This is a genomic window from Acidiplasma sp. MBA-1, assembly GCF_000949015.1.
Lineage (GTDB): Archaea > Thermoplasmatota > Thermoplasmata > Thermoplasmatales > Thermoplasmataceae > Acidiplasma > Acidiplasma aeolicum.
Window position 1 is genome coordinate 132,706 of record NZ_JYHS01000001.1, and the last position, 24,852, is coordinate 157,557.

General features: G+C 33.7%; 28 protein-coding genes, 2 tRNA genes and 1 pseudogene. 18 read left to right on the top strand and 13 right to left on the bottom strand.

Annotation, left to right across the window (positions count from 1 at the left end; all coding sequences use genetic code 11):
* The first annotated feature begins 36 nt into the window (after positions 1–36).
* The 6 genes from TZ01_RS00640 (at position 37) to TZ01_RS00665 (ending at position 5,273) form a co-directional block, all read left to right on the top strand.
* Entirely contained in the window at positions 37–1,212 is a 1,176-nt protein-coding gene (locus tag TZ01_RS00640) for a hypothetical protein (protein WP_048100886.1), read from the top strand.
* On the top strand, positions 1,212–1,733 hold the full coding sequence (locus tag TZ01_RS00645; RefSeq protein ID WP_052656652.1) for a hypothetical protein: 522 nt from the start codon (positions 1,212–1,214) through the stop codon (positions 1,731–1,733). Before TZ01_RS00640 ends, TZ01_RS00645 begins: the two co-directional genes overlap by 1 nt.
* Positions 1,733–2,218, top strand: a complete 486-nt coding sequence (locus tag TZ01_RS00650) for a hypothetical protein (protein ID WP_048100887.1) — start codon at positions 1,733–1,735, stop codon at positions 2,216–2,218. Before TZ01_RS00645 ends, TZ01_RS00650 begins: the two co-directional genes overlap by 1 nt.
* Entirely contained in the window at positions 2,194–3,150 is a 957-nt protein-coding gene (locus TZ01_RS00655; RefSeq protein ID WP_048100888.1) for a MoxR family ATPase, read from the top strand. Before TZ01_RS00650 ends, TZ01_RS00655 begins: the two co-directional genes overlap by 25 nt.
* On the top strand, positions 3,147–4,439 hold the full coding sequence (locus TZ01_RS00660; RefSeq protein WP_048100889.1) for a DUF58 domain-containing protein: 1,293 nt from the start codon (positions 3,147–3,149) through the stop codon (positions 4,437–4,439). Before TZ01_RS00655 ends, TZ01_RS00660 begins: the two co-directional genes overlap by 4 nt.
* Before the next feature lie 267 nt (positions 4,440–4,706).
* Entirely contained in the window at positions 4,707–5,273 is a 567-nt protein-coding gene (locus tag TZ01_RS00665; protein WP_055041145.1) for a hypothetical protein, read from the top strand.
* Here TZ01_RS00665 and TZ01_RS00670 read toward each other — a convergent pair.
* From TZ01_RS00670 to TZ01_RS00680, 3 genes and pseudogenes are all read right to left on the bottom strand, one after another.
* Positions 5,263–5,583, bottom strand: a complete 321-nt coding sequence (locus tag TZ01_RS00670) for a rhodanese-like domain-containing protein (protein ID WP_048100891.1) — start codon at positions 5,581–5,583, stop codon at positions 5,263–5,265. The genes TZ01_RS00665 and TZ01_RS00670 overlap by 11 nt on opposite strands.
* A 113-nt stretch (positions 5,584–5,696) precedes the next feature.
* Positions 5,697–5,781: transfer RNA gene (locus TZ01_RS00675), tRNA-Leu, on the bottom strand.
* An 85-nt stretch (positions 5,782–5,866) separates the two neighbouring features.
* Positions 5,867–6,697 (bottom strand): annotated as a pseudogene (locus tag TZ01_RS00680) (endonuclease V); the annotation flags it as partial.
* An 85-nt stretch (positions 6,698–6,782) separates the two neighbouring features.
* Here TZ01_RS00680 and TZ01_RS00685 point away from each other — a divergent pair.
* Entirely contained in the window at positions 6,783–9,476 is a 2,694-nt protein-coding gene (locus TZ01_RS00685) for an MMPL family transporter (protein WP_048100892.1), read from the top strand.
* Positions 9,477–9,502: 26 nt separating this feature from the next.
* Positions 9,503–9,727, top strand: a complete 225-nt coding sequence (locus TZ01_RS00690) for a hypothetical protein (protein WP_048100893.1) — start codon at positions 9,503–9,505, stop codon at positions 9,725–9,727.
* Here the strand turns inward: TZ01_RS00690 and TZ01_RS00695 are convergent.
* On the bottom strand, positions 9,724–10,002 hold the full coding sequence (locus TZ01_RS00695; RefSeq protein ID WP_048100894.1) for a ribonuclease P protein component 4: 279 nt from the start codon (positions 10,000–10,002) through the stop codon (positions 9,724–9,726). The two genes, TZ01_RS00690 and TZ01_RS00695, sit on opposite strands and share 4 nt — an antisense overlap.
* A gap of 41 nt (positions 10,003–10,043) precedes the next feature.
* Between TZ01_RS00695 and TZ01_RS00700 the strand changes: the two genes are divergently transcribed.
* The gene (locus tag TZ01_RS00700; protein WP_048100895.1) at positions 10,044–10,715 is read left to right on the top strand and encodes a phosphoglycolate phosphatase; all 672 of its coding nucleotides are present in this window, start codon (positions 10,044–10,046) and stop codon (positions 10,713–10,715) included.
* On the opposite strand, the gene TZ01_RS00705 is transcribed toward TZ01_RS00700, so the two are convergent.
* Positions 10,708–11,937 (bottom strand): dihydroorotase, encoded by a 1,230-nt coding sequence (locus TZ01_RS00705; RefSeq protein WP_048100896.1) that lies wholly within the window; start codon positions 11,935–11,937, stop codon positions 10,708–10,710. The two genes, TZ01_RS00700 and TZ01_RS00705, sit on opposite strands and share 8 nt — an antisense overlap.
* Positions 11,938–12,023: 86 nt before the next feature.
* Between TZ01_RS00705 and TZ01_RS00710 the strand changes: the two genes are divergently transcribed.
* Both TZ01_RS00710 and TZ01_RS09100 read left to right on the top strand, forming a co-directional pair.
* Entirely contained in the window at positions 12,024–13,100 is a 1,077-nt protein-coding gene (locus TZ01_RS00710; protein ID WP_048100897.1) for an aminopeptidase P family protein, read from the top strand.
* A 1-nt stretch (position 13,101) separates the two neighbouring features.
* A complete protein-coding gene (locus TZ01_RS09100; protein WP_052656653.1) occupies positions 13,102–14,094 on the top strand; it encodes a hypothetical protein in 993 nt (330 codons plus the stop codon).
* Here the strand turns inward: TZ01_RS09100 and TZ01_RS00720 are convergent.
* Together TZ01_RS00720 and TZ01_RS00725 are read right to left on the bottom strand one after the other, a co-directional pair.
* Positions 14,089–14,337 carry a signal recognition particle subunit SRP19/SEC65 family protein gene (locus tag TZ01_RS00720; protein WP_048100898.1) on the bottom strand — a complete coding sequence of 83 codons (249 nt, stop codon included), beginning with the start codon at positions 14,335–14,337 and terminating at the stop codon, positions 14,089–14,091. The two genes, TZ01_RS09100 and TZ01_RS00720, sit on opposite strands and share 6 nt — an antisense overlap.
* Positions 14,334–14,714: a 30S ribosomal protein S8e gene (locus TZ01_RS00725; protein WP_048100899.1), complete on the bottom strand. Its 381-nt coding sequence runs from the start codon at positions 14,712–14,714 to the stop codon at positions 14,334–14,336. The genes TZ01_RS00720 and TZ01_RS00725 overlap by 4 nt, the downstream gene beginning before the upstream one ends.
* Before the next feature lie 93 nt (positions 14,715–14,807).
* Here TZ01_RS00725 and TZ01_RS00730 point away from each other — a divergent pair, with 93 nt between their 5' ends.
* Both TZ01_RS00730 and TZ01_RS09105 read left to right on the top strand, forming a co-directional pair.
* On the top strand, positions 14,808–15,371 hold the full coding sequence (locus tag TZ01_RS00730) for a GMP synthase subunit A (protein WP_048100900.1): 564 nt from the start codon (positions 14,808–14,810) through the stop codon (positions 15,369–15,371).
* A gap of 23 nt (positions 15,372–15,394) precedes the next feature.
* Entirely contained in the window at positions 15,395–16,135 is a 741-nt protein-coding gene (locus TZ01_RS09105; protein WP_052656654.1) for a tRNA (adenine-N1)-methyltransferase, read from the top strand.
* Position 16,136: 1 nt separating this feature from the next.
* On the opposite strand, the gene TZ01_RS00740 is transcribed toward TZ01_RS09105, so the two are convergent.
* Positions 16,137–17,054 (bottom strand): transcription initiation factor IIB, encoded by a 918-nt coding sequence (locus TZ01_RS00740; RefSeq protein WP_048100901.1) that lies wholly within the window; start codon positions 17,052–17,054, stop codon positions 16,137–16,139.
* A 225-nt stretch (positions 17,055–17,279) separates the two neighbouring features.
* On the opposite strand from TZ01_RS00740, the gene TZ01_RS00745 reads away from it, so the two are divergent.
* Entirely contained in the window at positions 17,280–17,492 is a 213-nt protein-coding gene (locus tag TZ01_RS00745; RefSeq protein WP_048100902.1) for an H/ACA ribonucleoprotein complex subunit GAR1, read from the top strand.
* A 9-nt stretch (positions 17,493–17,501) separates the two neighbouring features.
* Complete coding sequence (locus TZ01_RS00750; protein ID WP_048101327.1) at positions 17,502–18,443, top strand: transcription initiation factor IIB; 942 nt, start codon at positions 17,502–17,504, stop codon at positions 18,441–18,443.
* 2 nt (positions 18,444–18,445) lie between these two features.
* On the opposite strand, the gene TZ01_RS00755 is transcribed toward TZ01_RS00750, so the two are convergent.
* Positions 18,446–18,661, bottom strand: coding sequence for a KEOPS complex subunit Pcc1 (locus TZ01_RS00755; RefSeq protein ID WP_048100903.1), 216 nt, complete (start codon positions 18,659–18,661; stop codon positions 18,446–18,448).
* A gap of 60 nt (positions 18,662–18,721) precedes the next feature.
* Between TZ01_RS00755 and TZ01_RS00760 the strand changes: the two genes are divergently transcribed.
* Positions 18,722–18,806, top strand: a tRNA-Leu gene (locus TZ01_RS00760).
* A 182-nt stretch (positions 18,807–18,988) separates the two neighbouring features.
* Here TZ01_RS00760 and TZ01_RS00765 read toward each other — a convergent pair.
* The 3 genes from TZ01_RS00765 to TZ01_RS09920 are packed head-to-tail and all read right to left on the bottom strand — an operon-like array spanning position 18,989 to position 21,809.
* A complete protein-coding gene (locus TZ01_RS00765) occupies positions 18,989–20,395 on the bottom strand; it encodes an amidohydrolase family protein (RefSeq protein ID WP_048100904.1) in 1,407 nt (468 codons plus the stop codon).
* Positions 20,392–21,015 carry an MFS transporter gene (locus TZ01_RS09915; RefSeq protein WP_156150265.1) on the bottom strand — a complete coding sequence of 208 codons (624 nt, stop codon included), beginning with the start codon at positions 21,013–21,015 and terminating at the stop codon, positions 20,392–20,394. Before TZ01_RS09915 ends, TZ01_RS00765 begins: the two co-directional genes overlap by 4 nt.
* Before the next feature lie 5 nt (positions 21,016–21,020).
* A complete protein-coding gene (locus TZ01_RS09920; protein WP_048100906.1) occupies positions 21,021–21,809 on the bottom strand; it encodes an MFS transporter in 789 nt (262 codons plus the stop codon).
* Positions 21,810–22,079: 270 nt separating this feature from the next.
* On the opposite strand from TZ01_RS09920, the gene TZ01_RS00780 reads away from it, so the two are divergent.
* Together TZ01_RS00780 and TZ01_RS00785 are read left to right on the top strand one after the other, a co-directional pair.
* Positions 22,080–22,952, top strand: coding sequence for a nucleoside hydrolase (locus tag TZ01_RS00780; protein ID WP_048100907.1), 873 nt, complete (start codon positions 22,080–22,082; stop codon positions 22,950–22,952).
* Positions 22,953–23,022: 70 nt separating this feature from the next.
* Positions 23,023–23,469, top strand: a complete 447-nt coding sequence (locus TZ01_RS00785) for a nucleoside 2-deoxyribosyltransferase (protein WP_048100908.1) — start codon at positions 23,023–23,025, stop codon at positions 23,467–23,469.
* Position 23,470: 1 nt separating this feature from the next.
* On the opposite strand, the gene TZ01_RS00790 is transcribed toward TZ01_RS00785, so the two are convergent.
* Positions 23,471–24,766, bottom strand: coding sequence for an MFS transporter (locus TZ01_RS00790; protein ID WP_048100909.1), 1,296 nt, complete (start codon positions 24,764–24,766; stop codon positions 23,471–23,473).
* Between the last annotated feature and the right edge of the window lie 86 nt (positions 24,767–24,852).

Genomic DNA, 24,852 nt, shown 5'->3' on the forward strand with positions numbered 1-24,852 from the left:
AAAATATTTATGGAAATAATTAATATTATTATATAAATGGATAAGAAAAATTTGTTCATAGTTTTAAGCGTAATAATTGCGGTATTAATTATTTTCCCATTGGTATCCATTGCATATCCCTATGAAAATCCCAATCATGATGTAATTGTACATCATGATATTAACATACCAAAACAATTTAATCTAACAATAATATATAAAAACGGAACCAACCCAGTGTCAGGTCAGCAGTTTAAGGCCAATATTACATATGATGGCCGAACTCAAACCTACACGGGCATCACAAGTGCAAACGGTAGCTTCACATTTAGATTACCACAGGCAGGTCAGTATAAAATTACAACGAAATTTTATAATTATTCCACATCAACAATAATAAAAAATGTAACTGGAAGCACGTATGTTAATGATAACGTTGCACTGCTTAAAGATTTTAATTATACTGTTGAGTTGAGAAGTTTTCCATTAAATGGAAATGAATCAGTTAATATTAAAGGATTTACAATATTCAGGGATGGGGAAGATATCAAATATAATGTTCAATCGAATAATTCAGGCACATTCTTTAATTTTAAGGCCCCTGAGGGGAATTATACTTTTACATACAATAATAAACATTATGTCAGCACATCTTTTATTAAATATATACATTCAAATGGCACATTTGTTAAAAATATAACAGCATACCTCCTCAATGTTTCATCAAATCTTTCAGTTATTTATAATGGTGTTAATGTTATCAGCAATAACACCTTTCTGGCCAGTGCGGGTCTGAATTCATTAAATGTTTATTATGGAAATATACTGGTTAAGGTGATTAACATTGATTTAAACTCAACAAATCCATATAAGTATTTAAGTATAACCGATGCCAATGCCTCAGTACAGCTAACCCAGGATGTATATACGGTTTCAAATAATATAACCACAGTTACCTATAATACGACATCAATAAATGGTGTATTGATAAAATTCAACTTCCCATATGACCTTAATAATTCAAGCATATCAGTTAATGGGAAAACAATTGCGTTCAATGTGAACGGAAATAATTATTCACCAAATTCTGGATTATATGAAAATGGTCCAATTAAGGTGGTTACCAAAACTCCCGGAATTATTAGTCCAGAATCCTCAAACGGCAAATTAACAAACGGTATGCTTTATTACCTCAAGATTTCATACACCACAGAGAGTGAGGTGGAAAAATAATGATTTTTAAAAAGGATAAAAAAAGTAATAAAGTTATTGAGCAAACAGTGATTAAAATAAAAACAGTTGATGACATACCTGTTATTAAAGAAATGCGTAAAATGTTGGGCAATGGCAAGGTTAAGGATGCAATAATTTTCGGATATAATTCAGTGCTTTCAGATTATATTAAGAGTTTCGATGGAAGCGTGAAGAAAAATGGATCAAGCAGGGAGTTTATAATAAATCAGCTCAACAATCTTGGAATAAAGGTTGAACCAGGTGAGGGTCTGGTTAATAATAATAAATTAATTGAGGCGTTAAATGGCATAGATGTGCCAGACAAAAAGGATAATACAAAACAGAATATTAATCAGCTTTATGCTTTAAAAAAACTTGCCGTTTTTTACCTTAATTATTATGAACCGGCCAGATATGGTATTTTCGATGAAAATATAAATTCAGAGGAGATAATATCCAAAATTAAGGATGTTTATAATTATATGGATATCATGGCATTATTTTATAACGATCAACAATGATGTATACTATACTATTTCTTGACATAATTTCGCTTTTAATCAAAAGATCATCCCTTATTTTTCTTTATCCTCTTTTAATTATTATTGTTGTTATAATTGTAATTGGTTTTAATTCCGTAATATATAAGTATAAAGATCCAGAAAACTCTGTAAAATCTGAAAAATTTAATATACCACAAAATCAATTTATTCATGAATATACAATGATCAGTTCAAAAAAGTATGAAGATTACATATCAAAAATGTCAAATGATGTTGATATGGTTTTAAACGAGGTAAAAAATTTTAGAAAATTAATGCAGAAATATGAAAAATATGCAGGATTGGCATCCAGTTCAACAGGCAGGCGCAGGCAAAGATTTATAAAAAGGGCAGAATATTATTCTGTTCAGGTAATAGAAAGCTATGAGAGATTAAAAAACATTAAAATGGATATCATAAATGAGGAGGCGTTTGAGGAATGGAGGCAGAGAGTATATCATTAATAGATAGATTGAATGATATAAACGATTTAATAGGTGATAAGGTAATAGGTTCCAGGAGAATAGTAAGGTTCATGTTTATATCATTGCTTACCGGTAATCATATATTACTTGAGGGGGTTCCAGGACTGGCAAAAACAATGCTTGCCGATGAATTCTCAAAGCATCTGGGCGTTGAATTTAAAAGAATACAGTTCACACCGGATATGTTGCCATCAGATATTACCGGCAATATGGTATACAATCTGGAATTGAAAAAAATGGAATTCCGGAAGGGTCCTGTGTTTGCGAATATTATACTTGCAGATGAAATTAACAGAACACCTCCAAAGGTTCAATCAGCCCTTCTGGAGGCAATGGAGGAAAGGCATGTGTCAGTCTATGGTGTAACATACCCCCTGCCGAGGCCATTTTTTGTTATAGCCACACAAAATCCTGTGGAGCAGGAGGGCACATTCCCACTTGCAGAAGCTTTAATGGATAGGTTTCTTTTTAGATATTTTTTAACCTATCCCTCACAGGACGATGAATTAAAAATACTGGAATCAACCAGCAGGAATAACAACCTGGAATATTATAAACTGGGTGCTGATAATATTGAGTTTCTAAAAAATGAGGTTAAAAATGTTTATGCATCACATGACATAATGGAATACATTGTAAACATAATAAGGCAGACAAGGGAAAATTCAATGGTTTATCTTGGTGCAAGCCCAAGAACCGCTGTAAAATATCTAAGTGCTGTTAAGGCAAATGCACTTATTAGCGGAAGAAATTATGTTATACCTGAAGATGTTATATATATGGCCCATGAGATATTTAACCACAGATTAATACTTAGACCTGAATCACTAATTGATGGAGAAAATAATTATCAGGATATATTATTCAGGGTTATAGATAATATTTTATCATCCGTTGAGGTTCCAAGATGATAAAAAAGCTTGGGTATGTAATTATAACTGCAATTCTATCCGGTCTGCTGGAATCAATAATTATAGGATATTCAGGATACATAATATTCACTTTAATTTTATTTTTTATTGTATCTTCAGATATAATTTTCTTTAATTATTCCTCGGCAAGATATCTGTCAAATATAGATATAAGGAGGGAGGTTAATACACGAATATTCAGGAAAAATAAAACATTTGAAATTAATATTGTGTTTAAAAACAATAACAATAACGATGTAAGCTTCTATTTTTTTGATGAGGCCCTTGACATTTTAAATATATCAGAGAATCACTCTGGAATTATTAAAATAAGGAAAAAGTCCACTGTAACAAAAAAATATGAAATCACGCCCAGATACATCGGGAAATATTCACTTGGTGATATAACCATAATCATGAGGGATATTTTCGATCTGGCATATTCTGAAAGAAAATACTGTAATACCATGGAAATTAAAATATATCCATCAGCCAATGATATAAGGTCTCAGAGAACAGAAATGCTAAGCAGTTTTATATATACATACGGAATCCATTACTCAAAAAAGGCAGGCCAGGGCTATGACCTCTACGGTATCAGGCCATATACTGAAAATGATGATTTCAGATACATAGCTTGGACAAGATATGATGAGTCCAATGATATATTAATGGTCAAGGAAATGGAGGAGGAAAGAGAAATAACTGTAATATTTTTACTTGATTACAGCAATTCCATGAATTTTGGTGGGGATGATAAAATATACGATAAAACTGTAACAAATATAATAAATGCAGCATATTATATGGTAAAAAACCGTGATAATGTTGGATTTTTTATATATTCCAGCGAACACAATTATTTTATAAAACCGGATAAAAGCGGAAATAGTATTAAGGATTTTGAAACCAAAATAGCATCAATACTTCCCGGTGGAGATTTTGATTTTGAATCTGCAATAAAAATACTTAATAAAAGAACAGGAAAAAAACCATTAATCTTTGTAATGACCGCATCAGATATAAATATAAAAAAGCCAGAATATGCATTTAATATTATTATGTTTATTATAGACCACACATCATTCTATAATTATAATCCAAGTGAACCACTGCAGGATTTGTTAATGAGGGGGCTCTATTCATCACAAATTTCAAGGCTTAGGCTTGTCAGAGGTAGTATTATAAGAATGGGTTACAGGGCAGATGTTGTGCAGGATAAAACCATGCTGCCCAAGATAATGGAGGAGTATAATTATGCAAGAAGCATCAATCTGGGGGCGGTTTAAATAAGAATCAACAACCTTATATTATATCCCATTTCTGTATTCATATTTGCCCCACAGATTTTTATAACCTATTTTTTATTATTACATACATACGCTATCCTGGATATTGAAATATTCATAATATTACTTCTATTTTATTTATTTTTCCATTTTATAAAAAAATACAGGTATTATTTTGCACTGGCATTTTTGGTTTATCTATTACTGACAATAATATCCATGAATCCCATTCTATTTATGAAATATAAATTATTATATAATTTTTTTATGTTATTTCCAGAATTTAAGATAAATACTGGATTTTTGTTAACCCTTGCACTGCTAATTGACATTGTTCTGATTATACATGGTATTACCTCCAGTTCATTCGCGGGCGTCATTGGATCCTTTGTATCCTCAGCGGGAACATCATTATTTGAATTTCTTTTAATTACATACACCTTAATATATTCGGTATCATACAAAATAGCTTTTTATACTGTTGGGCTTGAATACTCAGATAATCTTAAAAATTTAATCGAGTACGGTGGTGAGAGCAATACAATATTTTCAATTTTACCTCCGGGAAACGCCCATATAATCTTGTATTTATTTTCAATATCACTGGCAGCATCAATAATCTGGCTGTATGTAAATTCTAGATTTAGGGACAGCTCCATAGGCTCCTATTCCATATTATTTGGCATTTTATTTGGATATATATTTTTTGTATTAATAACATACCTTGCAAAATATAAAATTCAGTTTTTATTTATGTCCATAATAATAATTTTAATGCTTATAATTATTTCAAGATCCAACCGTACCTCAAGAAAAATTAATATTAATCATTAACAATCTCATAATCCTGCATTTCCCAGCCGTAAATTCCATTATAAAGATTAAAAATGTTTTTATAACCGTTTTCTTCCAGAAATTTTGCCGCATAAAGGCTTCTGTGGCCGGAACTGCAAACAAGAATTATTTTTTTATTTTCATATTTCTTTAATAAATCAGGATTATTAAAGATATCAAATACCGGAATTAAAATAGAATTTTTTATATGGCCATACTCATATTCAAACGGTTCCCTGACATCAATTATTACTGCATCATCATTATTTAACATTTCATTTAATTCCTGTGGAATTATCTGATATACCATGGAAATAAATTTAAAAAAAATATTTAATCTTTGAATTATGAATTAAACTACAAATTATTTTTATCTATCATGTAATATTTTATGAAACAGCCTCATTTATATTATATCAAAAATGCGGAGAGGGGGATTCGAACCCCCGAATCCCTGCGGAAATGGACCCTGAATCCATCGCCTTTGTCCTGTCTCGGCAATCTCCGCTTTTTCTAAATTTTACTGTTTCATTATGCGCCATCTGAAGTATTTGCGGATATTTACCGTTTCCAATAGACTTTATGTATTCCACAGATTTTTCTAGGCCAATTTTGTTTCCAGGGCTTACTATTGTTCTTTTATTTACCTGATAACCCAATGGTTTATTGTTATAATAAATATAATTGTTTCCAATATCGCCAAGCAGCAATGATTTTGCCACCCCAATGGTTTGCTTATTAAACAGCACACCATAAAAGGTTGCAAGTCCACACATTCTTGGATGCAGTATTCCATTACCATCAATCAGGATAATTCCATCAAAATCTCTAACAAGATTTTCTATATACGGTGTTTCATGATATCCAAGATATCCAGGGATATAGGGAAATTTAGATTCTTCTTTAAAGTATCTAACAACAATATTATCACCCTCCTTTATAACCATGGCACCATAACCATATCTGCCAACATATGAAACATCCACTGCCGCAACACTCTTTGGTATCTCATAATCATTTGTATCTATATGTCCTGAAATTTTGTTTTGTTCCATCATTAATTTTTTCAATGGGTAATCGGACTTAAAGTCCCTGAATACGAGCTTATTGAAATTATCTATCTTACCATTAATTACATTTATACCATCATTTTTAAGCCTTCTAATTTTTTCCTCTGCACCAAGGGCATAATTGCCTGCAGTACCATCTGAATAAACTATTTTATAGCAGGGATATTTATCAGGGTAATTATTTAGGGAAAGCATGTATCCAACAGCCCTTGCAGAAATTTTATCACCAAGTGCAACGGCAAGATCACCGTATGTGCTTACCATGCCATCAGGAATCTGTAAAAGCAGGTTATATAGATATGAGTATAAATCTATTTTTGTATAATTCATTAATTTAACATATTTTCCATGCATTTTAATTTTTTGAATATATTAAAAATTCGGTTAAAAAAATGTTTATTAATAAACTTTAAATTTTTTGATTTAATTCGGTACCATAATGTTGGAAAAATCATTCATGAGACTTGGTAAATTCTCTCAAAGAAATAAAAAGAAGATTCTGGTAATATGGATAGTCCTCTTTATATTGATGCTTCCTGCTGCAACGTTGCTTTTTACAGATACATCATACAATGTTTCAAGTTCAATTGTTACAAAGAATTCACCTGCATATGAGGCAAATAAATTGTTAACAGATCAGTTTGGGGGTTCTACAGACCCTGAAATTTTGATTGTTGCAAACAATACAAACTTAAATAATTCTCAAAATGTTAAAAATTTAATTAATTTCCAGGATAATGTATCTAATTATCTAAAATCCACGAATATAGGTTACACAAATACAACCAGTATATTCACAGTAGAGAATTCAACACTTTATTCATTTTCAAAGGAGATTAAGGGTCTTGAAAATGGCATTTATGATTTAAATACGCTTGTGTTATCGTTAAACCTTAAGGGAGAAAACTCAACTAAAATAGCCCAGAATTCCACATTTTCTGCCGGGTTTAATAAAATATTTACTGAGGTGGGTGTAAGCAATTTAAGTTTTATAGATAATGCCATATCGGAATTTAACCATACCAAAAGTATTTCAAAGACATCCCTTTATCTTGCAGTTGATTATTCATACAATTCAAGCATAAACATTACCAAGGGAAACCCATACCTAAAAATAAATGATGATTATTACAGGCCATATTTATATGAACTTAATAATACAACCAGTTTAATGCCGCTGGTAACATCAACAATAGAAAATAATTCATATAACCATTATCCTGTTTTACCCTCATCATATTCCTCTTCATCACTATTAAGCCCATCAAATAATACTGCAATTCTTATATTCCATTATAATGGTAATTTAACAGTTGCAGAACAGAATCATATAACATCAATAGAAAATAAGTATGAAAAAATTATACCTGGAAGCAGTTATTACCTTGCGGGCACAACTGTTTCAAATGACCAGCTTGCCAGCCAGATCCAGAGTGGCATGATAATCGCATTATTAATAGGTATTGTAATATCCATAATTATAGTTGGGCTTTACTTCAGATCAATTGTTGCCGCATTTGTTCCATTTTTAATCTTCCTGTTATCTGCAGTGGTGAGTGGTGGAATCAACGGTTTAATATATAAATACATTTTCGATAAAAAAATATCATTTATAACGCCAACACTGCTATTAATACTTATTCTTGGAATTGCATCGGATTATTCAGCATACATACTGTCAAGATACAGATCTGAAAGAAGAAAGGGAAATAAAAATGCGATACCAGAATCAGCCAAATGGGCCGGTCAGGCAGTATTTACATCCGGTGCAACAGTTGCATTATCATACGTTGTTCTATGGGTTTCAAATATACCGCTATTCAGTGATGCCGGTTTTACCAATGCAATCTCAGCTGTAATTACCATAATAGCGGCAAATACATTTTTAATAGCCCTTATGGCACAGTTAAAGGACAGAATATTTTATCCCGCCAAAATTAAGGAGGGTTCAAAACTTCCATTTGAGCATTCCATGGAGAAGGTTGCCAATTTTACAATTAAAAATAAAAAGAAGATATTTGTAATATTTGTGGTTGTAACCTTTGCATCCCTTGCACTTTATGCCGAGACGCCAACAAACATGGATGTATTTACCCTCCTGCCACCAAGCAGTGGAATACAATCACTGGTTGTTGTAAACAATTCGTTCCATTATGATTTGTTTGATCCTGCGTATATAATTTTAAATTTTACATCCCCATTAGTAATACATAAAAATAATACATATTATTATAATACAACAGAATATAATCAGATACTGTCAATAGAGCATAATCTTTCAAGCTCAGGTTATGTTTCTGACATATACGGAATAGGTTCTCCATTTGGCCAGACTGTGAATTTAACATCTAAAGGTGCATTAGGTGCATTAAATGTTTCACCTGCATATTCCAAGGATTATGCAAGCGCAACAAACTCATATATAGGTAATAATTCTCACTATGCAGAGATAGTTATATATCTTTCAAATATAGCCTGGAGCCCACAGTCCACATCATTTCTTAAAAGTATAGAATCAAAATATTCATCAGGTTCTGACTATAAGGGTTATGCAGGTGGTTTAACAGAGTATCTTAATAATGCATATTCATTTACATCATCCTCCTTCAGCAAGATGGTGCCAATACTTGGTGTGGCTATATTCATAATATTATTAATACAGCTCGGATCCGCATTTACACCATTAAGGCTCATACTAATGGTGATGGCGGCCGTAATTATGTCACTTGCAATAACATATATCATATTCTTTTACATACTTCATTTACCATTAATTATCTTCCTGCCATTATTTGTATTTATAACCCTGCTGGCTGTGGGCCTTGATTATGATATATTTATGGTTACAAAGGTCAGGGAAAATGTTTTAAACGGCATGACCAATGATGATGGAATAAAAAACAGTATCATTGAAAGTGGTGGGGTTATTATGACCCTTGGTTCATTATTATTCGCAACATTTGGTGCATTATATTTCAGCGGAATACCCATAATGCAGGAAATAGGTGTAGGTCTATCACTCGGAGTGCTTGTTGATACCTTTGTCAGCTGGATGTTCTTTGTTCCAAGCGTTATGCTGTTCCTTGATAAGTACAACTGGTGGCCATCAAAAATGAGACAAACGGAAAAATAATATATACAATGCTATATTTAGGTACTATGAAAACATTCCTTAAAGTGATATTCAACAGCGAGGGTACAAAACCCAGTGAAATAGTGGATAGATTAAGGTCACTGGGATTTTCGTTAATAAAAGGAGAACAGGATATGGTATACAACTGGCCCGACTCTGCAACCGCCGAGGATGCCATATGGTTTGCCGATAAAATTCAGGCAACCCTGCAGGGTTTTAAGGTCTATTTTGAACTGGAAACAGTGGATTAATTTTTTATAGGTATTCTTCTTACATCTCCACAGTTCGGGCACGTTATAATCACCAGTCCATTTTTAATTCTAATTCTTTCATTCTTATATGGCAGTTTGCATTTTTTACAGTATGATTTTTTTATATATACTGGTAGTGTGATATCCATCCTTTTTGCAATTCTTTCCATGAGTATAATATATCTTTTAGAATAATATTCATTGGAAATAAGTGATAAATTATATAATTTATTTATTCTATCCATGGCAATTCTATTTAATTTTTGATCTTTCATCTTATTATAAATGTTTATAAATTTTATAAATATTACCAAAAATGATAAGGCTTGTTGTGCTTGATGTTGATGGGACCCTCACAGACAGGGAAAGAAGAATATCAACAGATGCAATAATAAATATCAGAAGGGCTGTGAATTCTGGAGTCCTTATATCATTTGTTAGTGGAAATGCATTACCGGTTATGTTTGGATTAAAAACATTCATAGGCACAAATGCACCGGTATTTGGTGAAAACGGTGGCATAGTGCTTATTAATGATACCATTAAGACATTCTTTAGCAAGGAAAAATGTGATAAATTCCTTGATGAGATATCAAAAACAACAAGTGCAAGGCCCATGTTTACAAACATCTGGAGGCAAACATCATCGGCATTTACAATGGATGAAAAAGACTATGAATTCATATCAAAGGAGGCTGAAAAGCGGGATTTATACATTGTGAATAGCAAATTTACATGGCATGTCATGAATAAGGGCCAGGATAAGGCATATGCCGTTAATTTCCTTAAGGAATATTATAATTATGATTACAAGGAGATACTGGTTATGGGAGATTCTGACAATGATTTAAGCATGTTTGATCTCCCTGTTAAAAAAGCAGCACCTGCCAATGCATCAGAAAACATAAAGGAAAAAAGTGAGTATGTATCAGAATTTGCCTATGGCGCCCAGGTGGGTGATGTCTTTAAATACTTTGGCATCATTTAAGCTCCTTTATATATTTTCCAGTATGATCCTCTATTATTTCTCTTGAAGATACAATTTTTATACCCCTCATGATTACATCATCCGGGAATATTACATCAAAGCCATTAAAGGGTGATTCTGGATTTTTTGAGTGGAGCCTGTAATCGTTGAGCCTCTCCATTGAGGTAAAATCAACAGTCATAAAATCTGCATAATTGCCTATTTTTATCTCACCCTTTTTTATATTAAATATTTTTGCAGGATTATATATCGCAGTTTTTATGAATACATCCATGGATAAGACCTTTTTCTGTATTAATGCAAGCATTAGTGGAATCCTGGTTTCAACCCCTATTATGCCGGCTGGTGCATATTCAAAATCCGCCTTCTCATTCTGTGTATGCGGTGCGTGGTCGGATGATAAAATATCATAGCTTCCTGATATATATTCATCGAGTAAAAGGCCCTGAAGTTCGCGGCTTCTTAATGGTGGATTTACCTTTCCATAAGAACCAAGATCCATTTCATCATTGAGCATCAGGTGATGCGGTGTTACCTCCCTTAAATATTGCGTTTTTATATTATGTGTTAGGTGTGCTATTATTCCATTTTTAAATCCCATTTTGCTGGCAGTGCTAACTGCAGAATCCTCGCATTCTGGCGGCCTAGATTTATTATACTCCATCAGGTTTTTTGCCTCAATATGATTTTTTTGGAGGCATACAGGATCCTCCGCATGGAATACAACCGGTATTTTAAGATCATTTATTCCATTAATATCACTGGCATTATAATTATTTAGTCCACTGGCATTTGTTGTGCTTCCCATGTATATTTTTATTCCAGAGGAATCCTTATCAATGATATCAAGGTTATTTCCAGTGAACATCGAATAAAGGCCAAAATCCGAGTATGCCTTTCTGCGGACTATTTCAAGTTTATCCCTGTATGCAGAATAATTGTCAATTTTTATTTTATTATTGGGCATATCAAATATTGTTGTTGTACCTCCTGCAATGGCTGAGATGGTGCCTGTTCTAAAATCCTCCTTTTCGGTTTCACCAGGGTCCCTGAAGTGAACATGTATATCTGTGCCTGCAGGAAAGACCGCATGGCGCAATATTTCCCTTTTAAAATTAATATGCTTTTTTATTTCTGTTATTTTTCCATCACATACGCCTATATCAAGGTCCTGAAACTGCCCATTATAATAAAATTTTCCTGAAAATACTTTATCGTACATTATATATGTAAATGTATGGCTTATATTTAATATTATTAATCATTTGTTAATCGAAATTGTTATATCTAAAATTAAGATAAATAATAATGAAAAGTGAGAGAATATTTGATTACGTCAGGGATGTTGACACGGCACTTATAATAAATGGCGGGGAAAACCAGATAGATAAAACATTCTTTTATATTACCGGTGCAAAAAGCGGTATATTTGAGGGTTCAGCATTATTTATCAGGCCTGATGAGGTAAAAATTATCACATCAGAGCTGGAGGAACAGGCTGCAAGAGAAACAGGCTATGACGTAATTATATTTAAAACAAGGGATGAATTTAACGAGATTATCAAAAAAATTTTTGAAAACCATACAAATATAGGCATCAACTATTCAGCAGTTTCACTGGAACAGTATAAAAACATTCTTAAAATTATTCCCGATAAGGAATTTATAGACATATCGCAGTCCATACTTGAGGCAAGAAAAATAAAGGAGGATGATGAGATATCAAAGATAAGGGAGGCCGCAAAAATAGCCAGCGATTCTCTTGAGGACGTAATACCAAAAATTAGGGAGGGCATGACAGAAATAGAACTGGCCGCAGAGGTGGTTTATGCCATGATGAAAAACGGCGCATCAGGAGAATCATTTAGCACAATAGTTGCATTTGGTAAAAATTCATCCATGCCCCATTATTTTCCAGGAAAAACAAAATTAAAAAAGGGCGATTTTGTTTTAATAGATTACGGTGCTGTTTATCAGAGGTACTGCTCCGATACAACAAGAACAATGGTTTTTGGGAGGGCCAGTGAAGAGCAGAAGGAAATATATGAAATTGTTAAAAGGGCACAGCATGAGAGCATGATAAAAATAAAGGAGAATGTAAATGGCCGCGATATAGATAAAATAGCCCGTGATATTATAGACTCCACAAAGTATAAGGGTAGATTTATACATTCACTGGGCCATGGGGTTGGTTTGGACGTCCACGATCATGCAGCACTATCACCATCCTATGATTTTGTCCTAAAGAGCAATATGGTGGTTACCGATGAACCGGGCATATACGTACCAGAGGTTGGTGGGGTCAGAATAGAGGATGATGTTCTCGTTAAAAAGGACGGTTATGAGCAGCTCACAACATCCACAAAGGATTTAATAGAATTATAAAATGATAACAGATAAATTTTTTGTTGATTATGATTACGTGTCATCACCGGAAAACATAAATACTGCAGCCAATTCGCTGTCAGACAGGAAGCCCATGCTTCTGGCACTGGAATATATAAAAAATATAGTTAAAAAATATGCTGATAAAAACAGGTACAATCAGGTGCTCGACCTTAAAAGTTTTGGCATAGCACTATGGATGATTAAATTAATCAACCAGAGAAATTTAACATCCAGATTTATAATAGAACAGAGGGACGTATTTGAAAATGAGATATTGAGGCTTATCAAAAATGATACCGAGTCATTTATAGATTACTGTCATAGGGCCAAAATAAATGTATTTGTATCAAATAATATTATTAAAATCCCATTTAATTTTTTTATCACATATAATAAAAAAATATCCGGATTTAAATACAGGTTAATATACCAGAAAATGGAAAATGGACTTATAATAGTGGATGAGGGTCAGATTGCCCATCTTTTAAGGGAAAACTTTGTTGAAAAAATTAATATTATATACAATTCTATAAACATTGATCAGGCCGCACAGATATTTAAAAGTTATCAATCTGAAATAAACTTAATTAGAGATGAATTTATAAAAATAAATGCAAAAAACGAAATGAAGCTTGGAGATGTGGATTTTACAAAATTCCCGCCATGTATTATTGAATATTTAAATGAAATAAGGGATAACCAGAACCTGCCACATCTTGCCAGATTTACGCTTGTAAGCTTTCTGCATTCAATTGGTATGTCAAATGCTGATATGATAAATATATTTAGAAATGTGCCGGACTTTAATGAAAAAATGACCACGTATCAGGTTGAGCACATTACCGGAATAATCTCTGGAACAGAATACTCGCCGCCAAAATGTGTAACATTAAGATCAAATCATCTATGTTACATGGATGATGATCCACTTTGTAGAAAAATTAATCATCCGCTTGAATACTACAAAAAGAAAAAGTTCAGAAAATCATAATCTGTTTTCTATAATTTTTATTAATGTGCCCTTTTTTATGTTTCCATCAATAAGAAACATGCTTGTTTCTTCATAGGGTATTCTTGGATATTTACATTTTTTTATTTCATAGTTAAGGTTCATGGACTTTAAAATTGATTCAAGCCGGGAATCATTGTACCTTGTGGCCTTTTCACGGCTTATTCTCCTGCCAAGGCGCCTGCTAATATTTGGGTTAAAATACTGTGAATATAATGTTATCATTTCACAAGTACTGCATTTATCACGCCGTGCTGGCCTGGCCTGGATGTTATCATTGCATTTCCTATCTCCGTTGATATTACTGTACCCTTATTCATAATGTTCCTTTGCACATAATGCGGATCGGCATTATTTTCCTTAACTGTTATAATTTTAACCTTCTTTGTTGTTTTATCATCGGGATTGTATACATTTGCAAACTGTTCATTTAATAAAACAACCTTGGTATTGCCACCTAAAGTTCTTATTGTTTTTCTTTCAGTCTCACCAATTTTTGTTAATGATGGCTCCCTGCCAAGCTCGTATCTTCTTTTTGAATGGTTTCTCTTTAATTTTCCACCTGTAAACTTCTTTGTACCTTTACCTTGATATATTGTCATAAAAGGTTTATTATTTCAGGTTATATAAGTTTTTATAACAACAATTTAAAGATTATTGTACTATCTTTAAATACAACATTGAAATTTTGTGGTGTGAAAATAGGTGTAATAGATAATGGTGGACAGTGGACCCACCGTGAGTGGCGTGTCCTAAAATCATTTGAAGTAGATGCTGAGATATTCCCAAATACTGTTGATGATGAAAAATTAATAGACCTTGATGGACTAGTTCTATCAGGTGGTCCTGCAAGCATAGAATCTGAACTTTCAAAACTTGGAAATATTAAGCAGTATATTAATCATGATTATCCAATTTTTGGCATATGTGCAGGTGCCCAGTTCATTGCCTTAAATTCAGGCGGGAATGTATCAAAGGCAGTACATCCTGAATATGGCAAAAAGGAGGTTAATTTTTACAGTAAAGGCTCAATATTTTATGACATCCCTGAAAAAATTATAGTCTGGGAGAACCATAATGATGAGATTAAGTCCATCTCTGACGATTACATTATATGCGCCTCATCAGATACATGCAGGGTGCAGGCCTTTTATCATAAAAGCAGGGATATATTTGGTGTTCAGTTTCATCCTGAGGTTAATAATACTGAATATGGCACAGAAATTTTTAAAAATTTTATAGAAAGGTGTAAAAAATAAATATTTTAAAAATATAAACGTTTGTGTTTATTATTAAATCTGATGATTGTTACGGCCTTCTTGATATGGAGCAACATACTGCATATATTAAAAACGAAAGAATAAGCATACCCTTGAATTCTGTTTTTGAGCCCGGAGATACAATTAAATTAAGGAGTAAAACCTTTGTAATATTAAATCCTGATCCACAATTTTTTTATCGTATATCAGGCAGAAGGACACAGACAATACTTCCTGTTGATGCCGCCTATATAATATATACCGGATCCATAAATGGGAGTAAAAAAATTCTGGAATCCGGTGTTGGTACAGGCAATTTAAGCTATTCAATACTTAACTCAATAAATGCATCAGGAAAACTTGTTAGTGTTGATATAGATAAACAGAACATTGAAAACGCAAGGAAAAACGTTTATTCACTTATTAACCCGAATAACTGGGAGCTTATTAACGGCGATATTAAAACATTTAAAACCGAAGAATTATTTGACACAATTATACTTGATATGCCAGAACCATGGGAATGTGTTGATAATCTCAAAAATAATCTTAAATTTGGAGGATACTTTATAACATACTCACCAACCTTTAATCAGGCTGAAAAAAATGTTTTATCATTAAATAAGAATAACTTCACTGTTTTGGAAACCGTTGAATTAATAAAGCGTAACATACTTGTAAGGGAAAATGCAACAAGGCCTGATAATAACATTATAGGCCACACGGCATTTATTACCATTGCTGTAAAGCTAAATGTTTTATAATTTATTCATTCTGGTCAAAGCCAAGCATCCTGCTTATTTCCTTATATCTATTTCTTATGGTTACCTCTGTTACTCCGGATACCCTGGCAACATCCTTCTGTGTCCTTGATTTTCCGTTTTTTATTGCCGCTATGTATATTGCCGCTGCTGCAACACCTGTTGGTCCCTTTCCCATTGAAATGCCCGATTCCGATGCAAGCCTTATTATGTTTTCACTGTCTATTATAACCTTCTTGTCCAGGTCAAGTTTATTACAGAACTGTGAAACATATGAGTATGGAGTTGCGGGTTTAATATTTAATGCAAGTTCCTTTGCCAGATGCCGGTATGCCTTTCCAATTTTTTTCTTATTTACATATGATACCTTGGAGATCTCATCCAGCGTTCTTGGTATATTTACCATTCTGCATGCAGCATATATGGATGCACATACTATGCTTTCTATGCTTCTCCCCCTTATAAGATTCCTCTCCACGGCCTTTCTATATATTAATGCTGCTGTTTCCTTAATATCCTTTGGAATTCCAAGTTTTGTACCATCCTCATTCAGTATCTGCAATGCCATGGACAAATTTCTTTCGGCCGCATTGCTTACCCTAATTCTCTGGTGCCATTTTCTAACCCTGTAAATCTGGGCACGATTTTTATGTGGTATTCTCTTTCCGTAATAATCCTTGTTTGACCATGAAATCTCAGTGGCCAGCACCTTATCATGGCTCATAAAGCTGCTTGGTGAGCCTGTCCTTGAACGTTTTTCATCCTGATCAGAATCAAATGACCTCCACTCAGGTCCCTGATCAATAATGGAATCCTCAATAACCATACCACAATCATAACAGGTTAATTCCCCTCTTTCATAATCCTTTACAAGATGATGTGAACCACATTCAGGACAAACTTTCACGTCGTCAACTTCCATTAAATACCACCCAAGATTTATATAATGCTTATTACTAAGAGTATTAAAAGTTTATTATATATGCAATAAAAATTTATTAAAATTATTTTTCCAATAAATAATTTATGAATCTTAGATAAGTGAGATATTACACAAATTTATACACTAATATTTTAATATAAAAAACCTAATTTTTAATAATCTTACGAAAAGTTTAAATATAAACTATGTATATAGTATGGTACAATGAAATATGAATGCCAAATAGTGCATAAAAGAAACAATGAGATATTGATACGGATTAATAATTGCCTTAGTTTACATGGTAAAATATATGACAGTAATGAAAAGGCTATTGGCAGGATAACCAGAATACTGGGACCCGTATCAAATCCGTATGCCCTCGCATATCTGGCATCCGTGGATTATTCCCCGGAAAAAGTATATGTAAAATGTTAGGTGATAAATATGGTTGATGAAAAGGAAAAGAAGAAAAATATATATGAGATAGATAAATGCCCGGAATGCGGTTCCTCACAGCTGGTCAGGGATTATGAGCGCGGGGAGCTCGTATGTTCAAACTGTGGTTTGATTATTGATGACAGTTATATTGACGAGGGGCCAGAATGGAGGGCTTTTGATTCAGAGCAGTCAGAAAGCCGTGCCAGAACAGGCTCTCCAATGACATACACAATTCATGATAAGGGTTTATCAACCGATATATCATGGAAAAATAAGGATTCATATGGAAAATCAATTCCAACAAGGAACAGGGCACAGCTTTACAGATTAAGAAAGTGGCAGAAGAGAATTAAGGTCTCAAACGCAGCAGAGAGAAACCTATCACAGGCATTGCAGGAGCTTGAAAGAATGGCATCCAATCTTAGCATTCCAAACGATGTGCGGGAAACTGCAGCCGTTATTTACAGAAAGGCCGTTAAGCAGAATATGATCCGCGGCAGATCCATTGAGGGTGTTGTTGCAGGGTCAATATATGCCGCGTGCAGAATTACAAACGTCCCAAGAACCTTGGACGAGATAGCATCTGTTACAAGGGTAAAAAAGAAGGAAATTGGAAGAACATACAGAATCATGGCAAGGTATCTAAAACTAAATATACTTCCATCAAAGCCCGATGACTATGTAAACAGATTCTGCTCCAAGCTCAGATTATCAATGGAGGCAAGAAAGAGGGCAGAGGAAATTCTTAAAATGGCCGTGGACAACGATTTAACATCAGGTAAGGGCCCAACAGGTGTTGCAGCAGCGGCAATATACATAGCATCATTGATAACCGGTGAAAGAAGAACACAAAGAGCAATAGCTGAGGTTGCTGGTGTAACCGAGGTTACAATAAGGAACAGGTACAAGGAATTAACAGAAAAACTCAATTTAACAATTGAGGAATAAATTTATATTTTTAAATTATAATATATTTTATAAAAAACCTCATAATTCCTTAGAAAATCGTCTGGAAGGCTGTAAATAGATTTTAATTCCAGATTCTTAATTTTTATGTTTAATTTCTTTTTATTTACGGTCATATCAATATTTTGGTCATTGTCGGGTTTTAATATATTATAAAGTATGCTACTGTTTTCCTCGTCTATTTCCAGTTCTATTTCCATGTTACATAATCAATAACAGTTTTATAAAATTTATAATATATGATGCAATATAGAGTTTAGGCGGAGGTTACCGAGTCAGGTTAAAGGTGACAGACTCAAAATCTGTTCCCAAAGGGGTTCGCCGGTTCAAATCCGACCCTCCGCATTGTTAAAACTTTTAATATATGACTTCAAGAGGCATTAAAAAATTATTTTTATTTATATTCATTTGAATTCGTTCACACATATAGACCGGAATGAAATAATTTGGAAAAATAACATAGTCTCAAATGAAAATACAGTCATCATCTGTAATTAATGAAGTCTTATTGCCTTAAATTATATTAATCACTTTATGTAAACATATTTTCCGTCCATTTTCTCCTGAATTTTAGAATCAAATAACATTTTTCTTCCACGCAAAAATATATTTTCCGGCCAGCCCCTAAATTCTTTATTTAATTCAGGATTCCAGTCCAGCCCTGGTACAGTTTCCAGTGTTTCTTCTGTTGCCTTTTTTATCTTTTTTGGGTTTAATAAAACAATATCAGCATCCTTGCCAATACTAATTGAACCTTTGTTTCTAATGCCAATTACATCTGCAGGCCTTTCTGCTAAAAGATATGCCAAATCCTCGTAGGTTAAAATCCCATTTGATACAAAGCTGGTTATAAGTCTGGGCAGGGTCATCTGTATGTTGTCAAATCCGGGACTAGCATCCCAAATATTTCCGTATTTATCACCATTTTTCATTTTTTGCCTGGCAGTTAAAGCATTAACATCAGAGGATATGGAATCCAACTTTCTCTCAGATAACTTTTTTATTAAGAATTCTCTGTCCAATTTGGTTCTTAATGGAGGATTTACCTTGCCATAAACGCCCAGTAAATTCCACATAGAGTCATCATAAAATAGATAATGTGGCTCAGTTTCCATTGAAACATCCAATCCCATTTCACGATATTTATTAGCGGTTTCAAAGGCCTCTATTGATGATATGTGGGCAATGTGGACCTTTGCCTTAAAACGCATGGCCAGCCTGCATATTTTATCTATTTTAATGGCCTCTGCAATTGGTGGCCGTCCTCTGTTAAATGCATCCAGGCCATTGTTTTTTTCTTCCATGGCTGTAAAAAATTTTACAGTACTATTATCCTCTGCATGAAATATTATTCTTGTGTTATCATATTTTGCAGCTGTTGAAAGTGCTTTAATTACAATATCATCTATGTCATCATCCACATATATTCCAAGTTTCCTGCCCTCATCTCCCTGATATGCATTATAATATATCTTATAGGCATTAATTCCCTTATTTATCAGTTTATCAAGTTCCCCTACCTGGCTATCTGTGCCAATCATTGGGTTAAAGGAAAAATCGGAATAACTAACCCTTTGTGCTTTTTCAATTATTTTATCAATTACGTTTAGATATCCTGAACTCCCATCAGGTCCTATTATCAGGTGAGATCTAATATATGTATAACCACCAGCCAGTGCAGCCCTGCTTTCAGTTTCAAGTTCTTTGTATATGCTATTAATAGAACCCATACCGGCATGAAAATGCAAATCTGTAAATCCAGGAAATGCAAGCATCTCATTACCATCTGTAACTTCTCCATCAGGTTTAACAATACCTGATTTATGTATTCCTATAATTTTACCATTAGCAATAAAAATATCGCAGGGTTCTGATATACCACAGGAACTAACTATTTTTACATTAGTTATCGTGCTGTCTATTTTGTTAATCATGGAGATACCACCTCAAGATCCTTCATGGATGTATCCTCGGCCATTATATATGCCAGAATCACATAAATAATGAACGCCCCTATGGCGACAATTCCTATGCCTATTATATTATAAAGCGAATAGATATAGGAAACAAAAACCTCCATTATGGCAACGCCGGCCAGGCTTGTAACAAGTATATAACCAGTGCCAATATTCCTGACCCTTGTTGGATACATTTCTGGTGAGTACAACCATATTGTTGTATTCGATGCATATGAAAATAACGCGAAAATAAACAGCGATACTATTACCATGTAAGGATATGAATGAAATGTAACTGTTAGACCTGCACCAAATATTGCCAGAATACCAAGCGATGGAATTAAAATCTTTCTGTTTTTGGCGGCCAGAAGGACCGCTGTAAATGTTCCAAGCAATGTACCAAAATTAACAATGGTTGTGAGTATAAATGAACTGCTTAAATGTAGTGAAGAGGTTACAGAGGAAAACAGTTCAGGATATATTATTGTAAACGATGCAGACACACCAAATGTTATAAATGAAAGAACAAATAATAATAGACTTCTTCTGGCATATCTTCCCTTAAAAAGTTCACTGGTGTGTGGCTTCTCTGTTATTGTCTTTAAATCATTATATTTATACTGTTTTTTAACTCATTTATATTATAATAACTTTTCAATCTCTTAACCGGTATTAATTTATCCTCTGATAACATTTTAATTACTGCAAAAGCCTCATCCTGCCTTCCCTTTGATATTAAAAATCTTGGCGTTTCAGGTATGTACCTCCTGTAAACCAAAATTAACAGGGCAGGCAAAATTAAAACACCCAAAAACCACCTCCATGCGAGATATGGCCCACCAAAAATACCCTCATATGGGCCTAAAAATAAAAGCGCAAGAACTGCAACAGCAAATATTCCAAAGCCCGGCCCAACGTTAACTATGCCGGTGAACTGGCTTCTTATTCTGGTTGGCATAATTTCTGATATTAATGTTAGCCCGATGGCTATTTCACCACCCAGCCCAAGCCCAACAACCATTCTGCCAAGGAGAAACATTATATAATTAACAGACAGTGCTGATATAAGGGCGCCAATAGCATATATCCCCAGATTAAATGAATACAAAAATCTTCGGCCTAAGTTATCACCCATATAGCCGGCCATTAAACCCCCAACAGCCATAAATCCAAATGTTATAAACTCAACCTGAGTTGATATGGCTGCGGCGCTTATATGAAAGGCTGCAGAAACACCTGTGGCTGCATATCCCGCATTATACTGTTCAATTGCATCAAAAAATGTGCCCAGGACAACAAGGAGCATAATAATGCTAAATGCCCTATTATTTTTTGATATCCTATCCAGCTCAATTCTGCCAATATCATACATGTTTGATCTTTCTTCCATTCACACACCCCAAACATTTATTTAATTTGAAACGCAAATGGATTTAAGATTCTAATCTGAATTCTGCATACTTTTTTGTTATCCTTCATGATAGAAAACATAACTTATTTAATATCAATGAATATATAAAAGTAGCTGTTAATTTTATTTATTTTTTTATCAAATAAACAAATATACTATGTTAAAAAAGAATTTTTTCCATTGATAATATCCAAAATAAGAATAAAAGGATTATAAAAAATATTATCTACTTCCATTTAATAATTTAAAATGGCAAAACTCATATTAATTGTTGACACTGGAGTTGATGATGCCCTTGCCATAATGACCCTGGTAAAAAACGGCATTAAACCGGATTTTATTATAGCAGCCTCCGGAAACTCTGATTTGGATAATACATTAAATAATACAATTGAGGTCACAAAAATTCTGGAGGAAAATATACCGGTGTATTACGGTGCATACAGGCCATTAATAAGGGAACCATATTATGAGGACTACCATGGGCAAAATGGTCTTGCCAATTATACTTATGAGATGCATGAATTTAATAAAATTAATGGCATAATAGAACTTTATAATACTTTAAAAGATGAGGAGGTTGATATAATAATAACATGCCCTTTAACCACACTGGCACTGCTGTTTTCCCTGGAGAAAAACATAATAAAAAATATAAGGAGGATTATAGTCATGGGCGGTGCATTCGCCTTAAATGAGTATGGAACCGGTAACGTGGGCGATGCAGAATTTAATATATTTTATGACCCGGAGGCTGCAAATATGGTGTTTAATTCAGGAATTAAAATATATACCATTCCGCTGGATGTTACAATGAACCCAAATTTTTCAATAAAAGATGACGATCTAAACAAAATGCATGTAAATAGCAATGAGAGCAAATTTATATATGAACTGGTAAAATATATGGTTAACAGGCATGGAAGCTTTGAAATGCATGATCCAATAGCCGCACTTGCATATCTTAATGAAAAAGCATTTAAATATATTACAGGGAAAATAAGCGTTGATAGGAATGGCAAAACTTTATTAACAAGGGATGAAAAAGGGAGCTGCATGGTGGCATATTCCCTTGATAAAAATATTTATCAAAAAAATGTAAAAAATCTTTTTTTTAAATAATATTTAAATATGGATGTTTACATGATATAAAATAAATAAAAATATAAAAATAAAATACTGGTCTGATACTATGGTTAACTACGATATTTATATTTCCGCACCGCTATTCAATGAGATGGAGGTAGAGTTTAACAATAAGGTTGATGCATTTGTTAGAAATTTAGGATTCACAACGTATCTCCCCCAGAGGGATGGTGGCGAGGATGAAAAACTATTAAGAAACCCGGAGTTATATCCTGAGGCAAGCAGGCGTGTGTTTGAAAGGGACGTACAGGCATTAAAAAACTCCAGAATACTTTTAATGCTAATAGATGGCAGGGTTCCAGATGAGGGTGCATGCGTTGAACTTGGCATGGCATATGCATACAATAAAATATGCATAGGTTTTCAGACGGATATAAGAAAATTTTCGGGCATGCAGAATAATTTAATGATAGATTATTCATTTACATATAATATAGCACACACATGGGATGAATTAAGGGAAATACTGTTAAAAATAAAAAATTTAAAATAGTTTAATCTGCCATTTCAATAGGAATGCCCTTTCCGGTTTCCTTTCCGAACAGGAACCATGCTATTGCGCCTGCGGAACCGATTACCCAGACTATGATATTAAACAATATGTACTGGTTAAGGTTATATGAGGCAGTCAAATAAATGGTAGGTATATAAAGCCCTATTCCTAAAAATCTTATAATTGCCGTAAGCGTTCCCCTTGATTTTGTGGCCCACACCTCTGATTTTAAAGTATCCTCTGCCAGATAACCAAGCTGGACAAATGCATTTAGTGCTATTACAAGAAACCAAAAAATTATGAGGTATCTGGTCCAGGAGCTTATTGTAACGTAGGTTATAATGGTAAAAACAAGAGCACCAACATTCCCCCATAAAAGCATGCTCTTTCTGCTTATCCTCTCACCGAAAAATCCAATAAATCCTGTACCAAATGCGGCTATACTGGATACCAGTAAAATTAGGGCAACAAGGCCGGGATAAAATACAGGGCCAAGAACGTAGGCTATAAGTCCAAATCCGGTTGTACCTGCAAAGGCAGTGGTCAGGGTGGAAAATATTTTAAGGCCCAAATGTTTGGTTTTATCCAGATCCTCCCTATCCTCCAGCTCCTTCTTATTCATGGTTCTTCTCAAATATTCCTCCCTACCATAATATTTTATGGCATCATTGATTGCCTGATCTTCCCTGCCAATGCTTGCCAGCCATAGAAAGCTTTCAGGAAGATAACGCCTGGATGCTATTAAAACAATTAATACTATTAAAATTGTTATTGCAATCATAAACCTTTGATAGAATATTGAGGAACTTGCAGTTGAAAACGATACAGCAGCAAGAACCACACCACCAAGCGGTATGAAATTTAGCTCAAGCAGCATTGTAGTGCTTCTATGCTCTGTGGGCATTATCTCCTGCGACAGTGCCATTATTGTATTCATTTCACCTCCTGATCCAAACAAAAGTATGGCAAGAAATAAAAGTATTAGATAATATGTATCACTAAAAACTATGCCTATGGCTGCTATACCATACATTATCATGGTTATATAAAATACATGCTTCCTTCCTATTTTATCAGATAATGGTCCGGAAACTATTATTCCAATAATCAGCCATAGTGGAGACCATGATAGCAGCAAGGATCTAAGGCTTGCTGGCATTGCGACCCAGCCTGTCGCAATTGTTGACATCCCAAATATATATGCCTCAAGGAACATTCCCATTGAAAATGATATAAATGCCCATGTATCAACACGTGTCCAGTGCCCGAAACTTAAATTTCCAGCATTGCCACCCATGGTATGATAAGCTTATTTAATATTTAAAAGCATAAGTTTACATATTATACATTTATTTCAATTTATCAAAAAGTTTTAAAATTATT